General features: G+C 73.5%; 14 protein-coding genes. 11 read left to right on the forward strand and 3 right to left on the reverse strand.

Going from position 1 to position 19,599, the window contains the following annotated elements; translation table 11 throughout:
• Positions 1 to 76 precede the first annotated feature (76 nt).
• From ACLQ2W_RS25155 to ACLQ2W_RS25170, 4 genes are read left to right on the forward strand one after another with little or no spacing between them, the layout of a single operon-like run.
• On the forward strand, positions 77 to 1,360 hold the full coding sequence (locus ACLQ2W_RS25155) for an ABC transporter substrate-binding protein (protein WP_425789179.1): 1,284 nt from the start codon (positions 77 to 79) through the stop codon (positions 1,358 to 1,360).
• Positions 1,357 to 2,352 carry a carbohydrate ABC transporter permease gene (locus tag ACLQ2W_RS25160; protein WP_107156912.1) on the forward strand — a complete coding sequence of 332 codons (996 nt, stop codon included), beginning with the start codon at positions 1,357 to 1,359 and terminating at the stop codon, positions 2,350 to 2,352. Before ACLQ2W_RS25155 ends, ACLQ2W_RS25160 begins: the two co-directional genes overlap by 4 nt.
• A 1-nt stretch (position 2,353) precedes the next feature.
• Positions 2,354 to 3,190: a carbohydrate ABC transporter permease gene (locus ACLQ2W_RS25165; protein WP_281938826.1), complete on the forward strand. Its 837-nt coding sequence runs from the start codon at positions 2,354 to 2,356 to the stop codon at positions 3,188 to 3,190.
• A 9-nt stretch (positions 3,191 to 3,199) separates the two neighbouring features.
• Positions 3,200 to 4,408 carry an ABC transporter ATP-binding protein gene (locus ACLQ2W_RS25170; protein ID WP_425789182.1) on the forward strand — a complete coding sequence of 403 codons (1,209 nt, stop codon included), beginning with the start codon at positions 3,200 to 3,202 and terminating at the stop codon, positions 4,406 to 4,408.
• 111 nt (positions 4,409 to 4,519) lie between these two features.
• Here ACLQ2W_RS25170 and ACLQ2W_RS25175 read toward each other — a convergent pair whose 3' ends face one another.
• Complete coding sequence (locus ACLQ2W_RS25175; protein ID WP_425789184.1) at positions 4,520 to 5,623, reverse strand: winged helix DNA-binding domain-containing protein; 1,104 nt, start codon at positions 5,621 to 5,623, stop codon at positions 4,520 to 4,522.
• Between the two features lie 201 nt (positions 5,624 to 5,824).
• On the opposite strand from ACLQ2W_RS25175, the gene ACLQ2W_RS25180 reads away from it, so the two are divergent.
• The 3 genes from ACLQ2W_RS25180 to ACLQ2W_RS25190 all read left to right on the forward strand — a co-directional run bounded on the left by ACLQ2W_RS25180 (position 5,825) and on the right by ACLQ2W_RS25190 (position 11,143).
• Positions 5,825 to 6,343: a hypothetical protein gene (locus tag ACLQ2W_RS25180; protein ID WP_425789186.1), complete on the forward strand. Its 519-nt coding sequence runs from the start codon at positions 5,825 to 5,827 to the stop codon at positions 6,341 to 6,343.
• Between the two features lie 146 nt (positions 6,344 to 6,489).
• Positions 6,490 to 10,578: a polymorphic toxin-type HINT domain-containing protein gene (locus ACLQ2W_RS25185; RefSeq protein ID WP_425789187.1), complete on the forward strand. Its 4,089-nt coding sequence runs from the start codon at positions 6,490 to 6,492 to the stop codon at positions 10,576 to 10,578.
• A 10-nt stretch (positions 10,579 to 10,588) separates the two neighbouring features.
• Positions 10,589 to 11,143 (forward strand): hypothetical protein, encoded by a 555-nt coding sequence (locus tag ACLQ2W_RS25190; protein WP_425789189.1) that lies wholly within the window; start codon positions 10,589 to 10,591, stop codon positions 11,141 to 11,143.
• A gap of 193 nt (positions 11,144 to 11,336) precedes the next feature.
• On the opposite strand, the gene ACLQ2W_RS25195 is transcribed toward ACLQ2W_RS25190, so the two are convergent.
• On the reverse strand, positions 11,337 to 11,819 hold the full coding sequence (locus ACLQ2W_RS25195; RefSeq protein WP_425789191.1) for a GNAT family N-acetyltransferase: 483 nt from the start codon (positions 11,817 to 11,819) through the stop codon (positions 11,337 to 11,339).
• An 89-nt stretch (positions 11,820 to 11,908) separates the two neighbouring features.
• On the opposite strand from ACLQ2W_RS25195, the gene wrbA reads away from it, so the two are divergent.
• From wrbA to ACLQ2W_RS25215, 4 genes are all read left to right on the forward strand, one after another.
• The gene (wrbA, locus tag ACLQ2W_RS25200) at positions 11,909 to 12,526 is read left to right on the forward strand and encodes an NAD(P)H:quinone oxidoreductase (RefSeq protein WP_405090270.1); all 618 of its coding nucleotides are present in this window, start codon (positions 11,909 to 11,911) and stop codon (positions 12,524 to 12,526) included.
• Between the two features lie 160 nt (positions 12,527 to 12,686).
• Positions 12,687 to 14,087, forward strand: a complete 1,401-nt coding sequence (locus ACLQ2W_RS25205) for an FGGY family carbohydrate kinase (RefSeq protein WP_425789194.1) — start codon at positions 12,687 to 12,689, stop codon at positions 14,085 to 14,087.
• Positions 14,088 to 14,188: 101 nt separating this feature from the next.
• Positions 14,189 to 16,807, forward strand: a complete 2,619-nt coding sequence (locus tag ACLQ2W_RS25210; protein WP_425789196.1) for a sensor histidine kinase — start codon at positions 14,189 to 14,191, stop codon at positions 16,805 to 16,807.
• Positions 16,804 to 17,226, forward strand: coding sequence for a roadblock/LC7 domain-containing protein (locus ACLQ2W_RS25215; protein ID WP_425789198.1), 423 nt, complete (start codon positions 16,804 to 16,806; stop codon positions 17,224 to 17,226). The genes ACLQ2W_RS25210 and ACLQ2W_RS25215 overlap by 4 nt, the downstream gene beginning before the upstream one ends.
• A 68-nt stretch (positions 17,227 to 17,294) precedes the next feature.
• On the opposite strand, the gene ACLQ2W_RS25220 is transcribed toward ACLQ2W_RS25215, so the two are convergent.
• Positions 17,295 to 18,785 (reverse strand): GH1 family beta-glucosidase, encoded by a 1,491-nt coding sequence (locus tag ACLQ2W_RS25220; RefSeq protein ID WP_425789200.1) that lies wholly within the window; start codon positions 18,783 to 18,785, stop codon positions 17,295 to 17,297.
• Positions 18,786 to 19,599 lie beyond the last annotated feature (814 nt).

Consider the following 19,599-nt stretch of genomic DNA (forward strand, 5'->3'; position numbering starts at 1 on the left):
CGGTGCCTCGACCGTCTCGCCGTGCGCCGGGGCACGGGTGACCTCCCCGGCTCTCGCCGAAGAGAGGGGGAGGGTGATGACGACAGTCCCCGACACGGCCGCACGGCGGCCGGCCGGACGCGCGGCGGCGGCGGCCGCCGCGCTCGCGTTGGTGGCCCCGCTGGCCGCCTGCGGGTCCGGCGGCGACGGTGGCACGCCGACGATCAACCTGTACTACCCGCCGGAGCAGAACCTCCAGAAGGTGGTCGACGACTGCAACGCGCAGGCCCAGGGGCGCTACCGGATCAGCTACCGGGTGCTGCCGCGCGAGGCCGACGAGCAGCGGGTGCAGATGGTGCGACGGCTCGCGGCGCAGGACAGCGGCATGGACGTGCTCGGCCTGGACGTCACCTGGACGCAGGAGTTCGCCAGCGCGGACTGGATCCGGGAGTGGACCGGCCAGGACAAGGCCGAGGTGGAGCAGGGCACGCTCGCCGGCCCGCTGGACACCGCCAAGTACGAGGACAAGCTCTTCGCCGCGCCGAAGAACACCAACGTGCAACTGCTCTGGTACCGCGCCGACCTGGTGTCGCAGCCGCCGAAGACCTGGGACGAGATGATCTCGGCGGCCCAGCAGCTCAAGGAGCAGAACAAGCCCTACCGGGTGCTCACCATGGGCGCCCAGTACGAGGGCCTGGTGGTGCTCTACAACACGCTCGCCGAGAGCGCCGGCGGCAAGATCCTCAGCGACGACGGCAAGAAGGCGGTCATGGACGCCGGCACCGTACGCGCGCTGGAGCAGCTCAAGACGTTCGCCACGTCGGGCGTGACCTCACCGTCGTTCAGCAACGCGGTCGAGGACCCGGTCCGGCTGGAGTTCCAGTCCGGCGGAGGCGCGTTCCAGGTCAACTGGCCGTTCGTGTATCCGGCGATGCAGGAGGCCAACCCGGAGCTGGCCAAGGACGTCAAGTGGGCGCGGGTGCCCGGCATCGACGCGAACACCCCGAGCAAGGTCACCATCGGCGGGGTCAACCTGGCGGTCAGCAAGTACTCGAAGCGCCCGACCGAGTCGTTCGAGGCGGCCCGGTGCATCCGCGACGCGGAGCACCAGAAGTTCTCCGCGGTCAACGACGGCGTGCCGCCGACCATCGAGGCGGTCTACGACGACCCGGAGATGGCCGAGGCGTACCCGATGAAGGAGACCATCCTGGAGGAGCTGAAGGAGCCGGCGGTGCGACCGCTGACCCCGGCGTACCAGAGCATCTCCACGGTGATGTCGGCGATCCTGTCGCCGCCCTCGGGGATCAACCCCGAGCGGACCGCGGACGAGCTGCGCAAGGCGATCGCCGACGCGCTGGAGTCGAAGGGTGTCCTGCCATGAGCGTGAACGCCACGCCGGCCGGCGCGGAGGCCGCTGCCGAGGCGGAGCAGCCGGCCGCCAGGCACGCCGCGGTGCCCGCCCAGCGGGCCCGCCGGGGCGCCCGCGCTCCGCTGAGCGACAACAAGCGGGCCGAGCGTCGCCTCGGCTGGCTGCTGTGCGCGCCGGCCGCGCTGGTCATGGTGCTGGTCACCGCGTACCCGATCCTGTACTCGATCTGGCTGTCGTTGCAGCGCTACGACCTGCGGTTCCCCGACGAGCGGCAGTTCGTCGGGCTGGAGAACTACGTCACCGTGCTGACGAACGACTTCTGGTGGACCGCGTTCGGGGTGACCATGCTGATCACGGTGGTCACCGTGGCGATCGAGCTGGTGCTCGGCATGGGCCTGGCGATGATCATGCACCGGACGCTTGTCGGCCGGGGCATCGTCCGCACCGCGGCGCTGATCCCGTACGGCATCGTCACGGTGGTCGCGGCGTTCTCCTGGCGGTACGCCTGGACGCCGGGCACCGGTTACCTGGCGAACCTGTTCGACGGCAGCGCGCCGCTCACCGAGCGGGCCAGCTCGCTGGCGATCATCATGCTGGCGGAGATCTGGAAGACCACCCCGTTCATGGCGCTGCTGCTGATGGCCGGGCTGGCGCTGGTGCCGGAGGACCTGCTCAAGGCGGCCTCCACCGACGGCGCGACGGCGTGGCAGCGGTTCACCAAGGTGATGCTGCCGGTGATGAAGCCGGCGATCCTGGTCGCGCTGCTGTTCCGCACGCTCGACGCGTTCCGGGTCTTCGACAACATCTTCGTGCTCACCAACGGCGGCAACGAGACGTCGTCGGTGTCGATGCTGGCCTACAACAACCTGATCCGGGGCCTGAACCTCGGCATCGGCTCCACGATGTCGGTGCTGATCTTCATCACCGTGGCGATCATCGCGTTCGTCTTCGTGAAGCTGTTCGGCACCGCTGCTCCCGGCAGCGACGATGGGGAGAGGCGCTGACATGGCCGTGGAAACCACCACGCGGGCGAAGCTGCGCTGGGGCGTGCTGGACGTCGTGGTCGTCGTCTTCGCGCTGGTGCCGGTGCTCTGGATCGCCTCGCTGTCGTTCAAGACCCCGGGCACGCTCACGGACGGCAATTTCTGGCCGCGGGAGTGGACGCTCGACAACTACCGGACGATCTTCGACACCGACCAGTTCGTCCGGGCCCTGGTCAACTCGATCGGCATCGCGCTGATCGCCACCGCGATCGCGGTGGTGCTCGGCACGATGGCCGCGTACGCGATCTCCCGGCTGGACTTCCCGGGCAAGAAACTGCTGGTCGGGGTCTCCCTGCTGATCGCGATGTTCCCGCAGGTGTCGCTGGTGTCGCCGCTGTTCGAGATCGAGCGGCAGCTCGGCCTCTTCGACACCTGGCCCGGCCTGATCCTGCCGTACATCACGTTCGCGCTGCCGCTGGCGATCTACACGCTGTCGGCGTTCTTCAAGCAGATCCCGTGGGACCTGGAGAAGGCGGCGAAGATGGACGGCGCCACCCAGGGGCAGGCGTTCCGGCGGGTGATCGCCCCGCTGGCCGCGCCGGGCGTGTTCACCACGGCCATCCTGGTCTTCATCTTCTGCTGGAACGACTTCCTGTTCGCGATCACGCTCACCTCGACCGAGCGGTCCCGCACGGTCCCGGTGGCCCTCCAGTTCTTCACCGGCGAGTCGCAGTTCGAGGACCCCACCGGGGCGATCTGCGCCGCCGCCGTGGTGATCACCGTACCGATCATCCTGTTCGTGCTCTTCTTCCAGCGCCGCATCGTCTCCGGCCTGACCTCCGGCGCAGTCAAGGGATAGGTGACAACAATGGCTGACATCTTGCTGGACAAGGTGAGCAAGCGGTTCCCGGACGGGACCACCGCGGTGCGGGACGTCGACCTGGAGATCGCCGACGGCGAGTTCGTCATCCTGGTCGGCCCGTCCGGCTGCGGGAAGTCCACCACCCTGAACATGATCGCCGGGCTGGAGGACATCAGCGACGGTGAGCTGCGCATCGGCGGCGAGCGGGTCAACGACAAGGCCCCCCGGGACCGGGACATCGCCATGGTCTTCCAGTCGTACGCGCTCTACCCGAACATGACGGTCCGGGAGAACATGGCCTTCCCGCTGCGCCTGGCGAGGATGGACAAGGAGACCATCAACCAGAAGGTCGACGAGGCCGCCAAGGTGCTGGAGCTGACCGCGCTGCTGGACCGCAAGCCGGCCAACCTCTCCGGCGGCCAGCGGCAGCGGGTGGCGATGGGCCGGGCGATCGTGCGCCAGCCGAAGGCGTTCCTGATGGACGAGCCGTTGTCCAACCTGGACGCCAAGCTCCGGGTGCAGATGCGCACCGTGGTGTCCCGGTTGCAGAAGCAGCTCGGCACCACCACCGTCTACGTGACCCACGACCAGACCGAGGCGATGACGCTCGGCGACCGGGTGGTCATCATGCGGGGCGGCGCGGTGCAGCAGGTCGGCCCGCCGCAGGAGCTGTACGACCACCCGCGCAACCTCTTCGTCGCCGGGTTCATCGGCTCGCCGTCGATGAACTTCGTGCACGCCGCCGTGGAGGACGGGAAGCTGCGGACCGCGCTGGGCGACGTGCCGATCGGCGAGCGGGTCCGCCGCGAGCTGGAGGCCGGTGACGCGCCCCGCGAGCTGATCCTCGGCATCCGGCCGGAGCACTTCGAGGACGCCGCGCTGATCGACGACGAGACCCGCCGCCGGGGCCTGGAGTTCGAGGCGCCTGTCGACATCGTCGAGTCGATGGGCTCGGACAAGTACGTCTACTTCACCGTGGAGGGGGAGCGGGCCACCGCCGCCGAGTTGGAGGAGTTGGCCGCCGACGCCGGCGCCGCCGACTTCGCCGGCGCGGGTTCCAGCCTGGTCACCCGGTTGTCGGCGGAGTCGCCGGCGCGGGAGGGCGAGTCCCGCCGGGTGTGGTTCAACCTGGAGAAGATCCACCTGTTCGACCCGGGCAGCGGGCGCAACCTGACGCTGCACGAGGGGCGGGCGGCCGGCGCGCTCGCCGACTGAGCGCTCCGCGTGCAGGGGCCGGCGGCGGGTGCCGTCGGCCCCTCCGCCGTCTCCGGGCGGACGCGCCGTGCCGGCCCACCGTGCCCGCCGGGCTGCTGCCACCGCGCGGCGTCACCAGGAGTGACGCAGCGCCAGCCCGAGGAAGCGGGCGTAGCGGGCCAGGGCCGCGTCCACCCGGGCGCGCAGCTCGGCGTCGAACGGGACGAGCTGCCGCACCGTCACGGTCACCGTGGTCGCCCCCAGCGTCCGCCGCCAGGTGCCGACCACCCGGCCGCCACGCACCACGGTGGACTGGAACATGCCGTTGTTGCCCGGCACCACGGCGGCGGCGTGTGCCGGGTCGAGCATCAGCGAACGGTCCCGGTAGCCCAGCAGGTACTCGTCGAAGCCGGGCAGCGTGTGCAGGTCGTCGACCGGCTCGCGGGGGGTGTCGAGCAGCGCGGCGTCGACCACGGCGGGTTCACCGTCGACCTCGACCGGGGCGAGGAGGTCACCGGCCAGCGTCACGGCCCGGGTCGCGTCGGTGACGGTCAGGCCGCTCCAGCGGGCCAGCTCGTGCCGGGTCACCGGGCCGTGGCCGCGCACGTAACGGTGGGCCAGCAACGCCAGCGCCTCGTCCCGCTCCGGACGGTGCGGGTCGGGCACCCACTCGTCGAGCAGCACGAACGTCTGCTCGGTGCCGACGTGCGGGGCGATGCAGGTGATGCCGCGCTGGCTCGCGTACCAGAGCAGGTGGTAGCCGCGCTGGCCGGTGGTGTCCAGCCCGGCGGCGCGCAACGCGGCCAGGCACTCGGTGCGGGTGAGCCGGCCGCCCCCGCCCAGCGCCGCGCCGAGCACGTCGCCGGCGTGGTCCCCGTCGGTGAGCGTCAGCCCGAGCTGCCGCCACCGGGCCGCCGATCCGGCCAGGGCGCGGACCCCGGTCACCGCCAGCATCCAGTGCGCGTCCCGCGCCGGCACCAGGTGCACCGTGCCGCGCATCGGCCAGGTGCGCAACGCCTCGCGCCGCTCCAGCGCCGCGTGGACGTCGTCGCGGGTGCGGCCGGGCAGGCGTACGCCGAGCGACCACAGGCCGCTGGCCGCGTCCTGGGCCTGCATGGCGCCGAACCACTCGACCACGTCGGCCACCCGCTCCGGCCGGGCGACCGGGTGCGGGCGTAGCAGCAGGCCGGTCATCCGCAGCGCGAGCGCCTCGGCGCGGGTGAGGCGTACGGTCACGGCGGGCCTCCCGTCGACAGGTGGACGGTCAGCTTAGGACGCCGGACCCCCGCCGGAGGTGCCCCCACACATCGATCGACCTGTGGAATGATGACTCCGCCGCCGACGGCACCGGGTGTGCTGGCGGTGACATTCGGTGATGCGGCGACCTGTCGTCGCCTCACCGCTATTTTGTTTCCACGTGATACGGGGGTAAGGCGAGTGTCGTCTCGCACGTTCAAGGCGGGTGCCGTCGCGGCAACGCTCTCACTCGGTCTGGCCGTCGTGGCCCTGCAACAGTCCTCGTCGGCCGCGGTCGACACCCAGCCCTCCCTGGAGGAGGACTTCACCTACCCGGGCGCCGCGCAGGTGCTCACCCAGCGGGGCATCAAGCTGCTGAAGGGCGACGGGCACATCGTGCTGGCCGACTGCGGCGCGACTCCCAACAACCCGCCGGCCGATCTGATCCTGGTGCAGAGCAACGACTTCAGCCTGCCCGCCGGCAAGAACTTCTGCTTCAAGGCGAAGGGCGCCAGCGGTTACCTCACCATGGAGATCCCCATGGTCTACTTCGTCCGGGGTGACTCGACCAACACGGTCGACGCGAAGGTCGAAGTCAAGGACGACCCGACCGTGGTCGAGACCGAGCAGGTCGACCCGGGCGAGTGGCAGCCCGTCGGCGAGGGACAGTCCCGGGGCACGGCGACGCTGCTCGAGCTTCGCTTCCCGACCGCCAACTGACGCACCACCGGGAGCCGGCCTCGCACGCCGAGGTCGGCTCCCTCCTTCTCGCCATCCGCAGCGACGTGTGCTCGCTGCTCTGACGCGTCAGTTCCAGGGGAGGGACCGTGTCGGCAAGACCCAGTGGTATCCGGCGGACAAGTGCGGTGCGAAGGCGGGCAGGGCTGGCGACCAGCCTCGTCCTGACGTTGCTCGCCGCGTTTCTCGTCGTGCCCGGCCCGTCGTACGCGGCGGACGAGACGGAGCCGGGTGAACTCCGGCTCCGGGCGCTTCTCCTGCTGAAGTCGGGCGGCGCCAGTGTGGAGCGAGCGGCGGCGGAGGCGCTCGTCGGGGACGACGACGCGGTCGCCGACTTCCTCGACGAGGGCTACTTCACCGCTCGCCAGCAGGACGACCTGGTCCGGGTCGAGGAGTACGCGGGCCTGGGCGGCCCGACGATGAAGCAGGCGGCGGTGGCCGCGCTGGGCGGTTCCGTCGAGGACCGCCGCGCGTTCCTCAACGGCGGATGGGAGGCCGCCTTCGCCGTCGACGAGCGCATCCGCCTCGGGCAGGTGATCAACGCCGGTGGGAACGAGGTGAAGCGCGCCGGCCAGGCGGCGCTGAACAGCACCGACGACGCGATCACCGAGTTCCTCCGCACCGGTCAGTACGAGGCCCGGGAGATCGACGACCGGATCCGGATCGGGCAGATCCTCACCGGCGGTGGTCCCTACGTCCGGGCCGGCGCGCAGGCCGCGCTGAACGGCACGGCCGAGGACATCCGGGAGTTCCTGCTGTACGGGCAGCACGTGGCCCGCGCGCGCGACCAGGAGATGCTCACCGTCACCCAGCTCGCCGACCTGTCCCAGGAGGCCGGCCGGCTCGCCGCGCAGGAGACGCTCCAGGCCGAGCAGGCGGCCGACCGTGCGGTGGAGTCCGCCCGGCTGGCGAAGGAGGCCGCGCAGCGTGCCGCGGCCGAGACCGCGGCGGCGAAGGACTCCGCGGAGGACGCGGCGGCGGCGGCCTCGCGTGCCGCGTCCGCCGCCGGTCGTGCCGCCGCGGCGGCGCAACGCGCGATCGGCGCCGCGAACGCCGCGAGTTCCGCGGCGAAGGTCGCCTCGGCGTCCGCCGCGCGTGCCGCGCAGGCGGCGGCGCTCGCCGGGAACGCCGCCTCCCGCGCCAACACGGCGGCATCGAAGGCGGCGGGGGACGCCACCAAGGCACAACAGGCCCGCGACGCCGCCCGGATCGCCCGGGACGCGGCGAAGCAGGCGCGGAAGGCGGCGGACGCGTCCGAGGCGTCCCAGCGTGCCTCCGTCGCCGCCGGCAACGCCGGCACCGCGGCGGCGAGCGCGGCGGCCAACGCGAAGCTGGCGGCCGACGCGGCCGAGCAGGCCGCCGGTCAGTCGAACGTGTCCGCCGCCGAGGCGGCGCGGGCGCGGGAGGCGGCGGCCCGGGCGCGTGCCAAGGCGGAGGAGTCCCAGCGGGCGGCGAACGCGGCCAGCGCCGAGGCGCGGCGCGCGGCGACCGCGGCCGGCCAGGCGACGACCGCCGCGCGAGCGGCGGCCACCCACGCGGACAACGCCGCCGCGGCGGCCGAGGACGCCGCCGCGCACGCCGGGGAGGCGGCCTACGCGGCGCAGATGGCCACGCAGCACGCGGTCAACGCGATGAAGGCCGCGGAGGACGCGGAGAAGTACGCCAACCAGGCACGGGACGTCGAGACGGCGGCCCGTCAGGCGGACGTCGAGCGGCTGGCGGCCATGACGGCCGAGGGGGTGATGGCCGCCGAGGTCGAGCGCAAGGAGGAGGAGACCCGCCTGGCGCAGGCGGCCTGGGACGAGGCGCAGGAGACCCAGCGGGACGAGGAGACCCGCCGCTGGCTGGCCGAGGCCACCGCGCCGAACGCGCCGGCCGACGTGGTGCTGACCAACGGCCGCCGGGTCGCCGTCCGGCTGCTGACCACCGGGGGGACCTGGACCCGGGCGGCCGCCGAGCGCGCGCTCACCGGTTCGGAGCTGGACGTCCGGGCGTTCCTGACGACCGAGCTGCCGCTGGCCGCCGGCCAGGACGACCGGGCGGTGGTCGGCCACCTCGCGGAAACCGCGACGAAGCCGGCGGCGAAGACCGCCGCGGTGGCCGCCCTGGCCGGTGACGACGCGCAGGTGCGCGAGTTCCTCCGCACCCGGGCGTACCCGGGCAAGGCCGACGACGACCGGATCCTCATCGGTCAGTTGATCACCACCGGTGGGTCCACCATGAAGACGGCCGCCGAGGCCGCGCTGAACGGGACCGACCAGGACCGGCACGAGTTCCTCCGGTCCGGCCGCTACGACGCGGCGGAGCAGGACGACCGGATCCGGGTCGGTCAGATCATGACCGCGGGTGGCCCGGAGGTGAAGGCCGCGGCGACCATCGCGCTCTCCGGCCCTCGGGCGGCGCTCCGGCACTTCATCGACGCCGGCCAGTACAAGGCCCGTCTCCGGGACGAGGAGACGACGGCGCACGTGGCCAAGGTCCGGGCGCTCGTCGCCGACGCGGCGCGCAACGCGGCCACGGCGCGGGTGGACGCGGCCCGGGCGGCCGAGGCCGCGGCCCGGGCCCGGTCGGCGGCGGCCGAGGCGGCGGAGTACGCCCGGCAGGCGGAGCTGTCGGCCGCGGCGGCGCAGGGCTACGCCGACCAGGCGCAGCAGTCCGCGCTGGCGGCGCAGCAGTCCGCCGCCGCGGCCGCGCAGTCGGCGGCGACCGCCCAGGCCGCGGCGGCCCGGGCCCGCAGCGACGCGCAGGCCGCGCAGCAGTCCGCCGCGGCGGCCACCGTGTCGGAGCGGCGCGCGGCCAACTACGCCGCGGCGGCGCAGCAGTCCGCGGCGCGGGCGAAGGCGTCGGCCGAGGAGGCCGGCCGGAGCGCGGCCGAGGCGCGGCAGGCGGCGACCGAGGCGTTCCAGGCGGTGGTGGCCCTGCAACGTCAGGAGGCCGAGGCCCGACGTACGGCCGGTCAGACGGACCCGGGCAGCGTCGAGTGCAACCTCTACATGCACCTGAACCGGATGTGCCACAACCCGTTGCTCGGCGCGCTCGAACGCGAGGACAACTGGTGCACGATCCAGTGGGGCCACGGTCCGCTCTGTGATGGCGTGGTCAAGTACTTCGACCAGAAGGACGCCGAGGAGGGCAAGCTCGTCGGGCAGCTCGTGCTGACGATCTGCGGGTTCATCCCCGTGGTGGGGGAGCCGTGCGACGCGGTGGACGCGCTCATCGCCTATCTCGAAGGCGACACGGAGGGCGCGCTGCTGTCGCTCGCCGGGATGATTCCGGTGGTCGGCTGGATCGGCGGCGGCAAACGCGGCGTGGACCTGCTGCGCGAGCTGTACCAGTTCGGCAGCAAGGCGTGCAAGAAGGCGAGCAGCTTCCTGCCCGGCACGCCGGTGCTGCTGGCCGACGGCAGCCGGAAGCCGATCGAGAAGCTGCGGATCGGTGACCGGGTGCTGGCCACCGACCCGGTCGGGCGGGTGACCGGGGCCAGGGAGATCACCCGGACCATCCAGAGCGAGGGCGAGAAGAACCTCGTCCGAATCCGGTTGGACGTCGACGGGGCCGCCGGCCGGGCGACCGCGACGGTCACCGCGACCGAGAACCACCCCTTCTGGGTGCCCGCGCGCAACGCCTGGGTGTCCGCCGGTGAGCTGCACCGGGGCCAGTGGCTGCGCACGGCGGCGGGCACGTCGGTGCAGGTCGAGCAGGTCAGCCGCCGTACGGTGACGACCCGGGTGCACAACCTGACCGTCGCTGAGCTGCACACCTACTACGTCGGGGTCGGTCGGACGTCGGCGCTTGTGCACAACACCAGCGCCTGCAAGGTCACCAACACCGGCAAGATGAACGACGTGGAGATCGCCCAGGCGCACGAGCTGGGCAACCACGTCGGCGGCAAGGAGTTCGTGGGGCAGCCGGTGCGGGACACCCCCGGCATCGACGGCTGGCTGGACGGCGTACCGACCAGCCTGAAGGCCACCGACAGCGTCAGCCCGAGCGCGGTGCTCAAGCACCTGTCGAAGGCCGAGTCCCAGCTGCGCAACGCGAACTACCGCGACGCGATCGTCTACGTCCGGGCGGACAAGCTCGACCATGCCCGGTTGCAGAGCTTCATCGAAGGTGGGCCGGCGATCAGGGACATCACCCGGCAGGGCATCGTGAAGGAGGTCTACATCAAGACCGCCACCGGCTGGATCCATTGCCTCGCCGGGTCCTGTAGCTAGGGTTTGCGGCATGGCGATCGAGTGGCACCTACGGGTGAACCGTCGGTTCACCCTCCACGAGGCCGTCGATCTCACCCGCGTCCGGCTGGCCGACCTGCTCGGCCAGCCGGACGCCCCGCCGCCCGTCCGCGTCGTCGAGGCGTCCGCGGAGCGCCGGCGCGGCGGGCCCGGGGTGCCGCTGCCGGCGGACGCCCTGGACCGCGTCGCCGAACCCGCCGGCCTCGGCGCCGACGTCGACTTCTTTCTCGAGATTCCCGAGTGGCGCGCCGGCGCGCTGCTGAGCCTCAGTGAGTTCCTGCCGGGCGTCGACGACCCGGAGGCGGGGGTGTTCGTCTGGGTGACGTCGCAGCACGATCCCGCGTCCCAGGTGCTGAGCATCGCCGCCTGCGTCGCGTTCGCCGAGTGCGCCGACAGCGAGGTGGTGGACGAGTACGGCTATCTCGCGAAGACCCGGACGAACTCGCCGGAGGCGCTTCTCTACCAGCTCCGGGTGACGTCGCCCGTCGAATCGTTCACCGCCGCGGCGGACCTGGTTCTCAGCCGCACCCGGCTGCGCCGGCGCTGACCACGGCACCCCTGATCGCGCTGCGCCGGCGTCGTTGCCGACGGAGCGCGATCCCCCGTTCAGGCTCCCGGCGCGGGGGCGGCGGTCGGCCGGCGCCGGTCTGACCAGGATCCCCGGCGCGGCCGGCCGGGAGCGCGGTTGCCCGCCGAACTTGCGCAAATCTTGAGCCGTGGTCAGTCCAGCCGGCGGTGCATCACCAGCAGGTCGACGTACCCGTCGGGGGGGGGGGGGGGGGCCCCCCCCCCCCCCCCCCCCCCCCCCCCACCACGTCGAAGCCCAGCGACCGCCACAGGCGTACCGCGCGGGTGTTGCTGGCCACCACGGCGTTGAACTGCATGGCCCGGTAGCCGTCCGCGCGGGCCGCGTCCAGCACGTGTTCGGCGAGCGCCCGGCCGACGCCGCGGCCCCCGGCGGCCGGGGCGACCATGAAGCCGGCGTTGGCCACGTGGTCGCCCGGGCCGGCCTGGTTCGGCGCCAGCCGGGCGGTGCCGAGCACCGTGCCGTCCGGGTCGACCGCGACCAGGGTCCGCCCGGGCGGCGTCGCCATCCACTGCCGGCGGGCCTGCTCCTCGGTGACGTCACGCGGCCAGGTGTACGTCTCCCCGGCGGCCACGATGTCGTGCAGGAACGGCCAGATCAGCGGCCAGTCGGCTGCCGTCGCGGTACGGATCTCCACCGGTCGAGCATGGCACGGCCGACGTTTGACGTGGCAAACAACGGGTAGTCGCCGAAGCTCACCGGCGAAATCGCGAAGGAGAAGCTCTGATGGATGGCCAGGTCAAGGTCGCGGTGATCTACTACAGCGCGACCGGCATCACCTACCAGATGGCCCGGGCGGCGGTCGAGGCGGCCGAGGAGGCCGGTGCCGAGGTGCGCCTGCGCAAGGTGCGTGAGCTGGCGCCGGACGAGGCGATCCGGTCGAACTCGGGCTGGCAGGCGCACCGGCTGGAGACCCAGGACGTGATGGAGGCCGAGCCGGACGACCTGTCCTGGGCCGATGTCGTGATCATGGGCTCGCCCACCCGGTACGGCATGATCGCCGCCCAGCTCAAGCAGTTCATCGACACCACCGGACCGCTGTGGGCCAACGGCGCGCTGGCCGACAAGGTCTACACCGGCTTCACCTCGACCGCGACCTCGCACGGCGGTCAGGAGGCGACCCTGCTGTCGCTCTACACCGTCTTCTACCACTGGGGCGGCATCGTGGTGACGCCCGGCTACACCGACCAGAGCCAGTTCGTCGCCGGCAACCCGTACGGCGCGTCGCACACCAGCAACAACGGCGAGGTCGCCCCGGACCACGTCGCGTTGGCCGCCACCGCGCTCACCGCCAAGCGGGCCGTGTTGATGGGGGCCGCGCTGAAGCGGGGCATGGCCGGCTGACCGGCCCGGCGCGCGGGTGACCGGTGGCCGGACGGGGGCTCTCGAACCCGTCCGGACCACCGGTCGTCCTTCGGCCTACCCGCGATCGGCCCCGCCATGCGCGCTCGGGGCGGGGGAACCCGATCGGAGTCGTCGCCGGCGCCGGGTAGGTTGACCGGCGATGGACATTCTCGCTCTGGACCTGGGCACCTCGTCGGTACGCGGGCTGGTGCTGGACGCGGACGCGGTACCGCGCCCGGGCGCGCTGGCCCGTCGCAAGGTGCGCCTGGCCACCGGCGACGACGGCGCCGGGACGCTGGACGGCGCCGGCTACCTGGCCTGCCTGGTGGAGTGCCTCGACGAGTTGGCCGCCGGCGGGCACCTGCGGGCGGTCGGGCTGGTGGCGACGTCCGCGCAGTGGCACTCGGTGCTGCCGCTGGCCGCCGACGGCACCCCGTCGGGTCCGGTGCTGACCTGGCTGGACACCCGGCCGACGCCGCCCGTCGGGGGCGCCGGCCCGGCCGACCCGGACGACTACCATCGGCGCACCGGCACCTGGTGGCACCGCTGCTACTGGTCGGTACGACTGCCGTGGCTGCGGGAACGCGGGGGCGACGTGTCCCCGCGCTTCGTCGGCCTGGCCGAGTACGTCCTCGGCGCGCTGCTCGACGACGCGCCCATGTCGATGTCGCTGGCCTCCGGCACCGGCCTGCTCGACCTGCGCCGCCTGGACTGGGACGCGGAGGCGTGCGCGCTGGCCGGCGTACGCCCGGATCGGCTGCCGTCGCTGGCCCCGGCGGGCTGGCACGGCCGGTTGAACCCGGAGCACGCGCGGCGCTGGCCGCAGCTGGCCGAGGCGCGGTGGGCGGCGCCGGTGGGCGACGGCGCGGCGTCCAACGTGGGCTCCGGCTGTGTCGACGAGTCCCGCGCCGCGGTCACCGTCGGCACGTCCGCCGCGGTCCGGGTGATCCAGGCCGTGCCGGCCGGCGCGGAGCTGCCGCCGCTGCCGGACCAGCTCTGGCGGTACCGGGTCGACCACGACCACGTGGTGACCGGGGCGGCGTACTCCAGCGGCGGGAACCTGTTCGCCTGGGCGAGCCGTGAGTTGCGGCTGCCGGAGGGCGACGAGTTGGAGGCCGCGCTGCGCCGTGCCGGCGGCGCCCGGACGCTGCGGGTCAATCCCCGCTTCGGCGGCGACCGGCCGCCGGGCACGGCGCCGGCCGGGTCGGGTGAGTTGGGCGGGTTGAGCTTCGGCACCACCGCTGTCGACCTCCTCGCCGGCCTGATGGGTGGGCTGTGCCGGCTCGTCGCCGACGACCTCGCGCTGCTGGAGGCCGGTGTCGCCGACCCGATGGAGGTGGTGCTCGGCGGCGGGGCGCTGACCGCCTCGCCGTGGTGGCGGGCGGCCTTCGCCGAGGTGCTCGTCCCGCGTACGGTGCGGTGGCAGCGCAACTCGGAGATCGGGGCGACCGGCGCCGCGCTGGTGGCCCTGGGGCGGGTCGCGGAGGCGGCCCGCATCGGCGGCGTCGGTGATGTCGACCGGTCGTACGCCGACGAGCCGGGCACCACCCCGACGCGCTGACCGTCCTGCTCATGCCGTCCGGGCGGGCGTTGACACCGCCCGTCGGCCTGGTTGGATGGATCCCGCTCCCCGGCGTGGTGGAGTCGGACGAGGAGGCAAGTGTGGGCGCAGGTCCCGACCCGGTTCGCGGCGCGGCCCCACCGCCGCACCGGCGGCGCTCCGGGTTCCGGCTGCGGGACTGGCGGCTGAGCACCAAGCTCGCCACGGTGCTGGTGATCCCCTCGGTGGCGTTCCTGGTGCTGGCCGGCGTGCAGACCCGGGGGCTGGTGGGGCAGACCACGACGTTGAGCGACTTCGCCGAGCAGGTCGGCATCGGCCGGCAGATCACCGCTGTGGTCGACCGGCTCCAGCAGGAGCGGGACCGCTCCGCCGGTGAGCTGGCCGCGTTGCGCCGGTCCGGCACCGGCGCCGACCGGGACGCCGCGGTCGCCGCGCTGCGGCCGTTGCAGGAGGCCACCGACCGGGCGGTGGACGAGCTGCGCACCGCGGCCGAGCCGCTGGCCGACGCGGACGCCGCCTGGCGGGTCTCCTACTCGGAGGCGCTGGAGGCGTACGACCAGGTGGTGAACATCCGGGCCGCGGTGCCGCCCGCGGTGCTCTCCGGCGACACCGTGCTCGGCAACTACCACCGGGCCGTCGCGGCGCTGCTCAACCTGCTGGCCGAACCGTCGCCGGGGGAGGGGCGGCGGGCGCTGACCGAGGCGGTGCTGCGGTACGTGCAGCTCGCCCGCGTCAAGGAGCTGTCCTCGCGGATCCGCGCCGAGCTGTACGCTGCCGCCCGCGCCGGCCGGTACGAGCCGGACGCCCAGGTGACGCTCAGCGACCTGCGGGCCCAGCAGCTCACCGCGTTGGGCGCGTTCCGGGTGGCGGCGACCGCCGAGCAGATCCGCCGCTACGACCGGACGTCGGTCGATCCGGCCTTCGTCGCGGCCACCCGGTTGGAGGAGCAGACGCTGCCCACCGGCGAGGCGACGCCGGCGCTGCTGTCCGCGCCGCAGTGGTGGGCGGCCACCGAGCAGCGGCAGGAGCTGTTCCGCCAGTTGGAGAGCGAGATCGTCGACGACGCGGTGGGCCGGGCCGACGACGCGAGCGCCCGGCAGTTGCGCGAGACGCTGCTGGTGGCCGGCGGCATCGTCACGGTGCTCCTGGTCGCCGTGCTCATCTCCCTGCTGGTGGGCCGGTCGGTGGCCCGGGCCATGCGCCAGTTGCGCGGCCAGGCGTTGCGCATCGCGCAGGTGGAGCTGCCGATGACGCTGGAGCGGCTGCGGGTGATGGACCGTCCGGTGAACCGCATCGACGTGCCGCCGGCGGTGATCGACTCCCAGGACGAGCTGGGCGAGCTGGCGGAGGCGTTCGTGGCGGTGCACCGCAGCGCGGTGGACGTCGCGGTCGAGCAGGCGATGATGCGCCGCAACGTGAACGCCATGTTCGTCAACCTGGCCCGGCGCAGTCAGGTGCTCGTCGAGCGGCAGTTGGAGCTGCTGGACGACCTGGAGCGTGAGGAGAGCGACCCGGACCAGTTGGAGAACCTGTTCAAGCTGGACCACCTCGCCGCCCGCATGCGCCGTAACGACGAGAGCCTGCTGGTGCTCGCCGGCTCCGAGTCGACCCGGCGGTGGAACCGCCCGGTGGGGCTCGGCGCGGTGCTGCTGGCGGCGAGCGCCGAGATCGAGCAGTACCAGCGGGTGCGCCACGAGAACCGGGCCGGCCTGCACGTGGTCGGGCACGCCGTGGGTGACCTGGTGCACCTGTTCGCGGAGCTGCTGGAGAACGCCACCGCGTTCTCCCGGCCGGACACGGCGGTGCGGGTCGTGGTCGGGCCGGACGGACCGGGCGCGTTGGTGGAGATCGTGGACCAGGGGCTCGGCATGAGCCAGGTCGCGCTGGCCGAGGCGAACGCGGTGCTGGCCGCGCCGCCGGCGGCCGACGTCTCCGCCTCCGAGCGGATGGGCCTGTTCGTGGTGAGCCACCTGGGCGCCCGGCACGGGGTGCGGGTGCAGTTGCGCGCCGGCCGGGAGGGCCTGGTGACCCGGGTCCGGATCCCGGGCCACCTGCTGGCCGAGGCGCCCGCGCCGGGGCTGGACCCGCCGGTGCCGGCGCGGATGCTGACCGGCCAGGCCGCCGCGGCGTCCCGCGCGCTCGGCGCGGCGACCGCCGAGCTGCCGGTGGCCGGTCGGCACCCGGTGTCGCCGCTGCTCCGGCCGCAGCCGGGTCCGTCGCCGCACTCGGGCCAGTCGCCGCAGCCGGCGCTGCCGGTGTCGCCGCTGACCGGCCGGCCGCTCGGCGACGTGGCGGAGCCCGCGCCCGCCGGCCCGCCGGCGCTCGCGCCCGCCGGCCCGCCCCGCGTGGCCCCGCGGCCCCGGCCGGTGCCCGGCCGGGCCGAGGACGTGCTGGCCCCGGCCGTTCCGGCGGCGGCCGACGGCGGCTGGTTCACCCGCCAGGGACCGACGTCGTCGGTGCTCGGTGTGACGCCGGCGCCGGCCCGGACGCCGGTCACCGGGGGGACCAACGAGCGCGGCCTGCCGGTACGCGTGCCGATGGCCCAGCTCGCCGCGGTCTCCTCGCCGGCCGGCCCGGACCGCGCGGCGGTACGGCACGAGCCGGACCCGGAGGCGGTCGGCGGTATGCTGTCCCGCTTCTACGGCGGGGTGCGCCGGGCCGAGGCCGAGGAGACGACCGAGATGTACCTGCCGCGTGACGAAGGGGGACGACGACAGTGACGACGTTGAGCCAGGAGGCACGGGACCTGAGCTGGTTGGTGAACGCGTTCGTCGAGCGGGTTCCGGGTGTGGCGCACGCCGTGGTGGTGTCCTCCGACGGGCTGCTGGTGGCGCTCTCCGCGCACCTGCCGCGGGACCACGCGGACAAGCTCGCCGCGGTGACGTCGGGCCTGATGAGCATCACCGCGGGCGCGGCCCAGATGTTCGACGGCGACGTCGTCAAGCAGACCGTGGTCGAGATGGGCCGCGGCTACTTCCTGGTGATGCAGATCCGGGACGGTTCGATCCTGGCCACGCTGGCCGGCGGCGACGCCGACATCGGTGTGGTCGGCTACGAGATGGCGCGGCTGGCCAAGCAGGCCGGTGAGATGCTCACCCCGGCGCTGCGGGCCGAACTGCAACAGGCGCTGCCCCGCTGAGCCGAACCAGGCGCTTCCGCGCTGACCGGGCACCCGGCCGGCGACGCCGCCGGCCGGGCCACGCCCGCCTAGAGTCCGTTGCGGCGGATCACGTCGCGGTACCAGTGGGCGCTGCGCTTGAACACCCGCCGCTGGGTCGGGTAGTCCACGTAGATCAGGCCCCAGCGCTCCTCGTACCCCTCGTTCCACTCGAAGTTGTCCATCAGCGACCAGACGTGGTAGCTCTCCAGCGGCACCCCGTCCCGGATGGCCCGGTGGGCGGCGGCGAAGTGGTCGCGCAGGAAGGCGACCCGGCCGGCGTCGTCGATGGTGCCGTCCGGGCCGGGGGCGTCCGGGCAGGGCAGGCCGTTCTCGGTGATGGTGATCGGCACCCGGCCGTAGTCGCGGGTGACCCGGGTCAGCGTGTCGTACAGGCCCTCGGGGTAGATCTGCTGCCAGCCGGCCTCGGAGGTGGGCCACTTCTGGATCGTGTCGCCGCTGCCGGTGACGTAGATCGGGGTGTAGTACTGCACCGCGAGCAGGTCCACCGGGCTGGAGATGATCTTCAGGTCGCCGTCCCGGATGCCCCGGGCCATCCGGCTGCCCGGCCCCAGGTCGGCCAGCACGTCCCGCGGGTACTCGCCCTTGAAGACGGAGTCGAGGTAGAGGCGGTTCTCGTAGCCGTCGTAGAGCCGGGTCGCGGTGGCCGCCTCGGCGCTCTCGTCGGCCGGGTAGCAGGGGTGCAGGTTGAGTGCGGGGCCGATGCGCCCGGGCACGCCGGAGGCGCGCAGCGCCTGCACGGCGAGGCCGTGGGCGAGCTGGAGGTGGTGGGCGACCAGGTACGCCGCCGCCGGGTCCCGGTGGCCGGGGGCGTGGTGGCCGGTGAGGTAGCCGTTCTGCACCACGGTCTTCGGCTCGTTGATGGTCAGCCAGACCGGCACCCGCTCGCCGAGCGCGCGGAACACCGCGTCGGCGTAGTCGGCGAAGCGCTCGGCGGTGTCCCGGTTCTCCCAGCCGCCGGTGTCCTGGAGCGCCTGGGGGAGGTCCCAGTGGAACAGCGTGGCCATCGGCGCGATGCCGCGCTCGTGCAGGCCGTCCACGATCCGGCGGTAGAAGTCGAGGCCACGCTGGTTCGGGCGGCCGGAGCCGTCGGCCTGGATGCGCGGCCAGGAGATGGAGAACCGGTAGCTGCGCAGCCCCAGGTCGCGCATCAGGTCGAGGTCCTGGGCGTACCGGTGGTAGTGGTCGGCCGCGACGTCGCCGGTGTCGCCGTTGCGGGTGCGTCCCGGGGTGCGGCTGAAGGTGTCCCAGACGGACTCACCCCGCCCGTCCTCCTTGGCGGCCCCCTCGATCTGGTACGCGGAGGTCGCCGCGCCCCAGCCGAAGTTGGGCGGGAAGCGCAGCCCGCGGTCCGGCTCCGAGTCGGTGCGCCGCTCGGGTGGGCTGTCGCAGCCGCCGAGGGCGGTGGTGGCGGCGACCCCGGCCGCGGTGGCACCGGCGAGCCCGGTCCGGACCGCGCCGGCGGCGCTGGCGGACAGGGCGGCGCGGCGGAGCAGGCGCCGTCGGGTAAGTAACGACATGAGGCTTCTCCTCGAAGTGACGGGCCGCCCGGGGCCGGGAGCGCTCCCAGCATAGGCCGGAGGCGGCCGGCCTCGAATCCGGCGGTCGCGGCGCGGGCGGCGGCGCGGCCGGCGGGCGGCCGGAATGGGGTGGGCGGGTGTCGCTCGGGGGCTGGGGGCGAGCGGCGAGAGTGGGGCAGATAGCGAGAAAGGCCGTCCGGGTGGCGTGTCACGCCTGTCCCGTCGGCCTCTTTTGCCGTCGACAACGGGGGTTTAGTGTGGGGACGGGGGAGGGCAACCCCCGTCCCCACTGAGATGCACACACGCACGATTGGGAATTGGCGTCCGTCGTGCGTGTCGCGCGGGAGCCGGGCCACGCGAGTGGCTCTGGTTCCACCTCCCTCCGTCTGGCGGGTGAGGGCCGGCGGCGGCGTCCGGGCTGGTTCGCCGCCGGCCACTGGGCCGGTAGCCGGGCACGGGTGTCCCCGGCGCTTCAGTAACTTACATGTCCGTCGATGGAAGCGCTCCCATCGGCGATGCTGCGACTGTAACGCCCGTCACGGCTTTGTGAAAGCCCCTAAACGAGATCGAAACATGGACGTGGGTATCTGCCCTGGACATTGTGGTGGGAGCGCTTCCATGGCACACTCTCGTCACGCGACGAGGAGCCAGATCTCGCGAGCGCGGGCCGCCGAGGGCACCCGGACATCCGGTGCGGCGCCCCGATTCCCGGCACGACCGGGACGACCATCTTTCCGGACGCCTCCGTCCCCCCGCGTACGCCCGTCGACGCGTGGAGGCGCCCTGCCGGGGCCCCGGCCCCGGCCCGGTCCGA

The organism is Micromonospora sp. DT227 (assembly GCF_049841835.1).
GTDB lineage: Bacteria > Actinomycetota > Actinomycetes > Mycobacteriales > Micromonosporaceae > Micromonospora.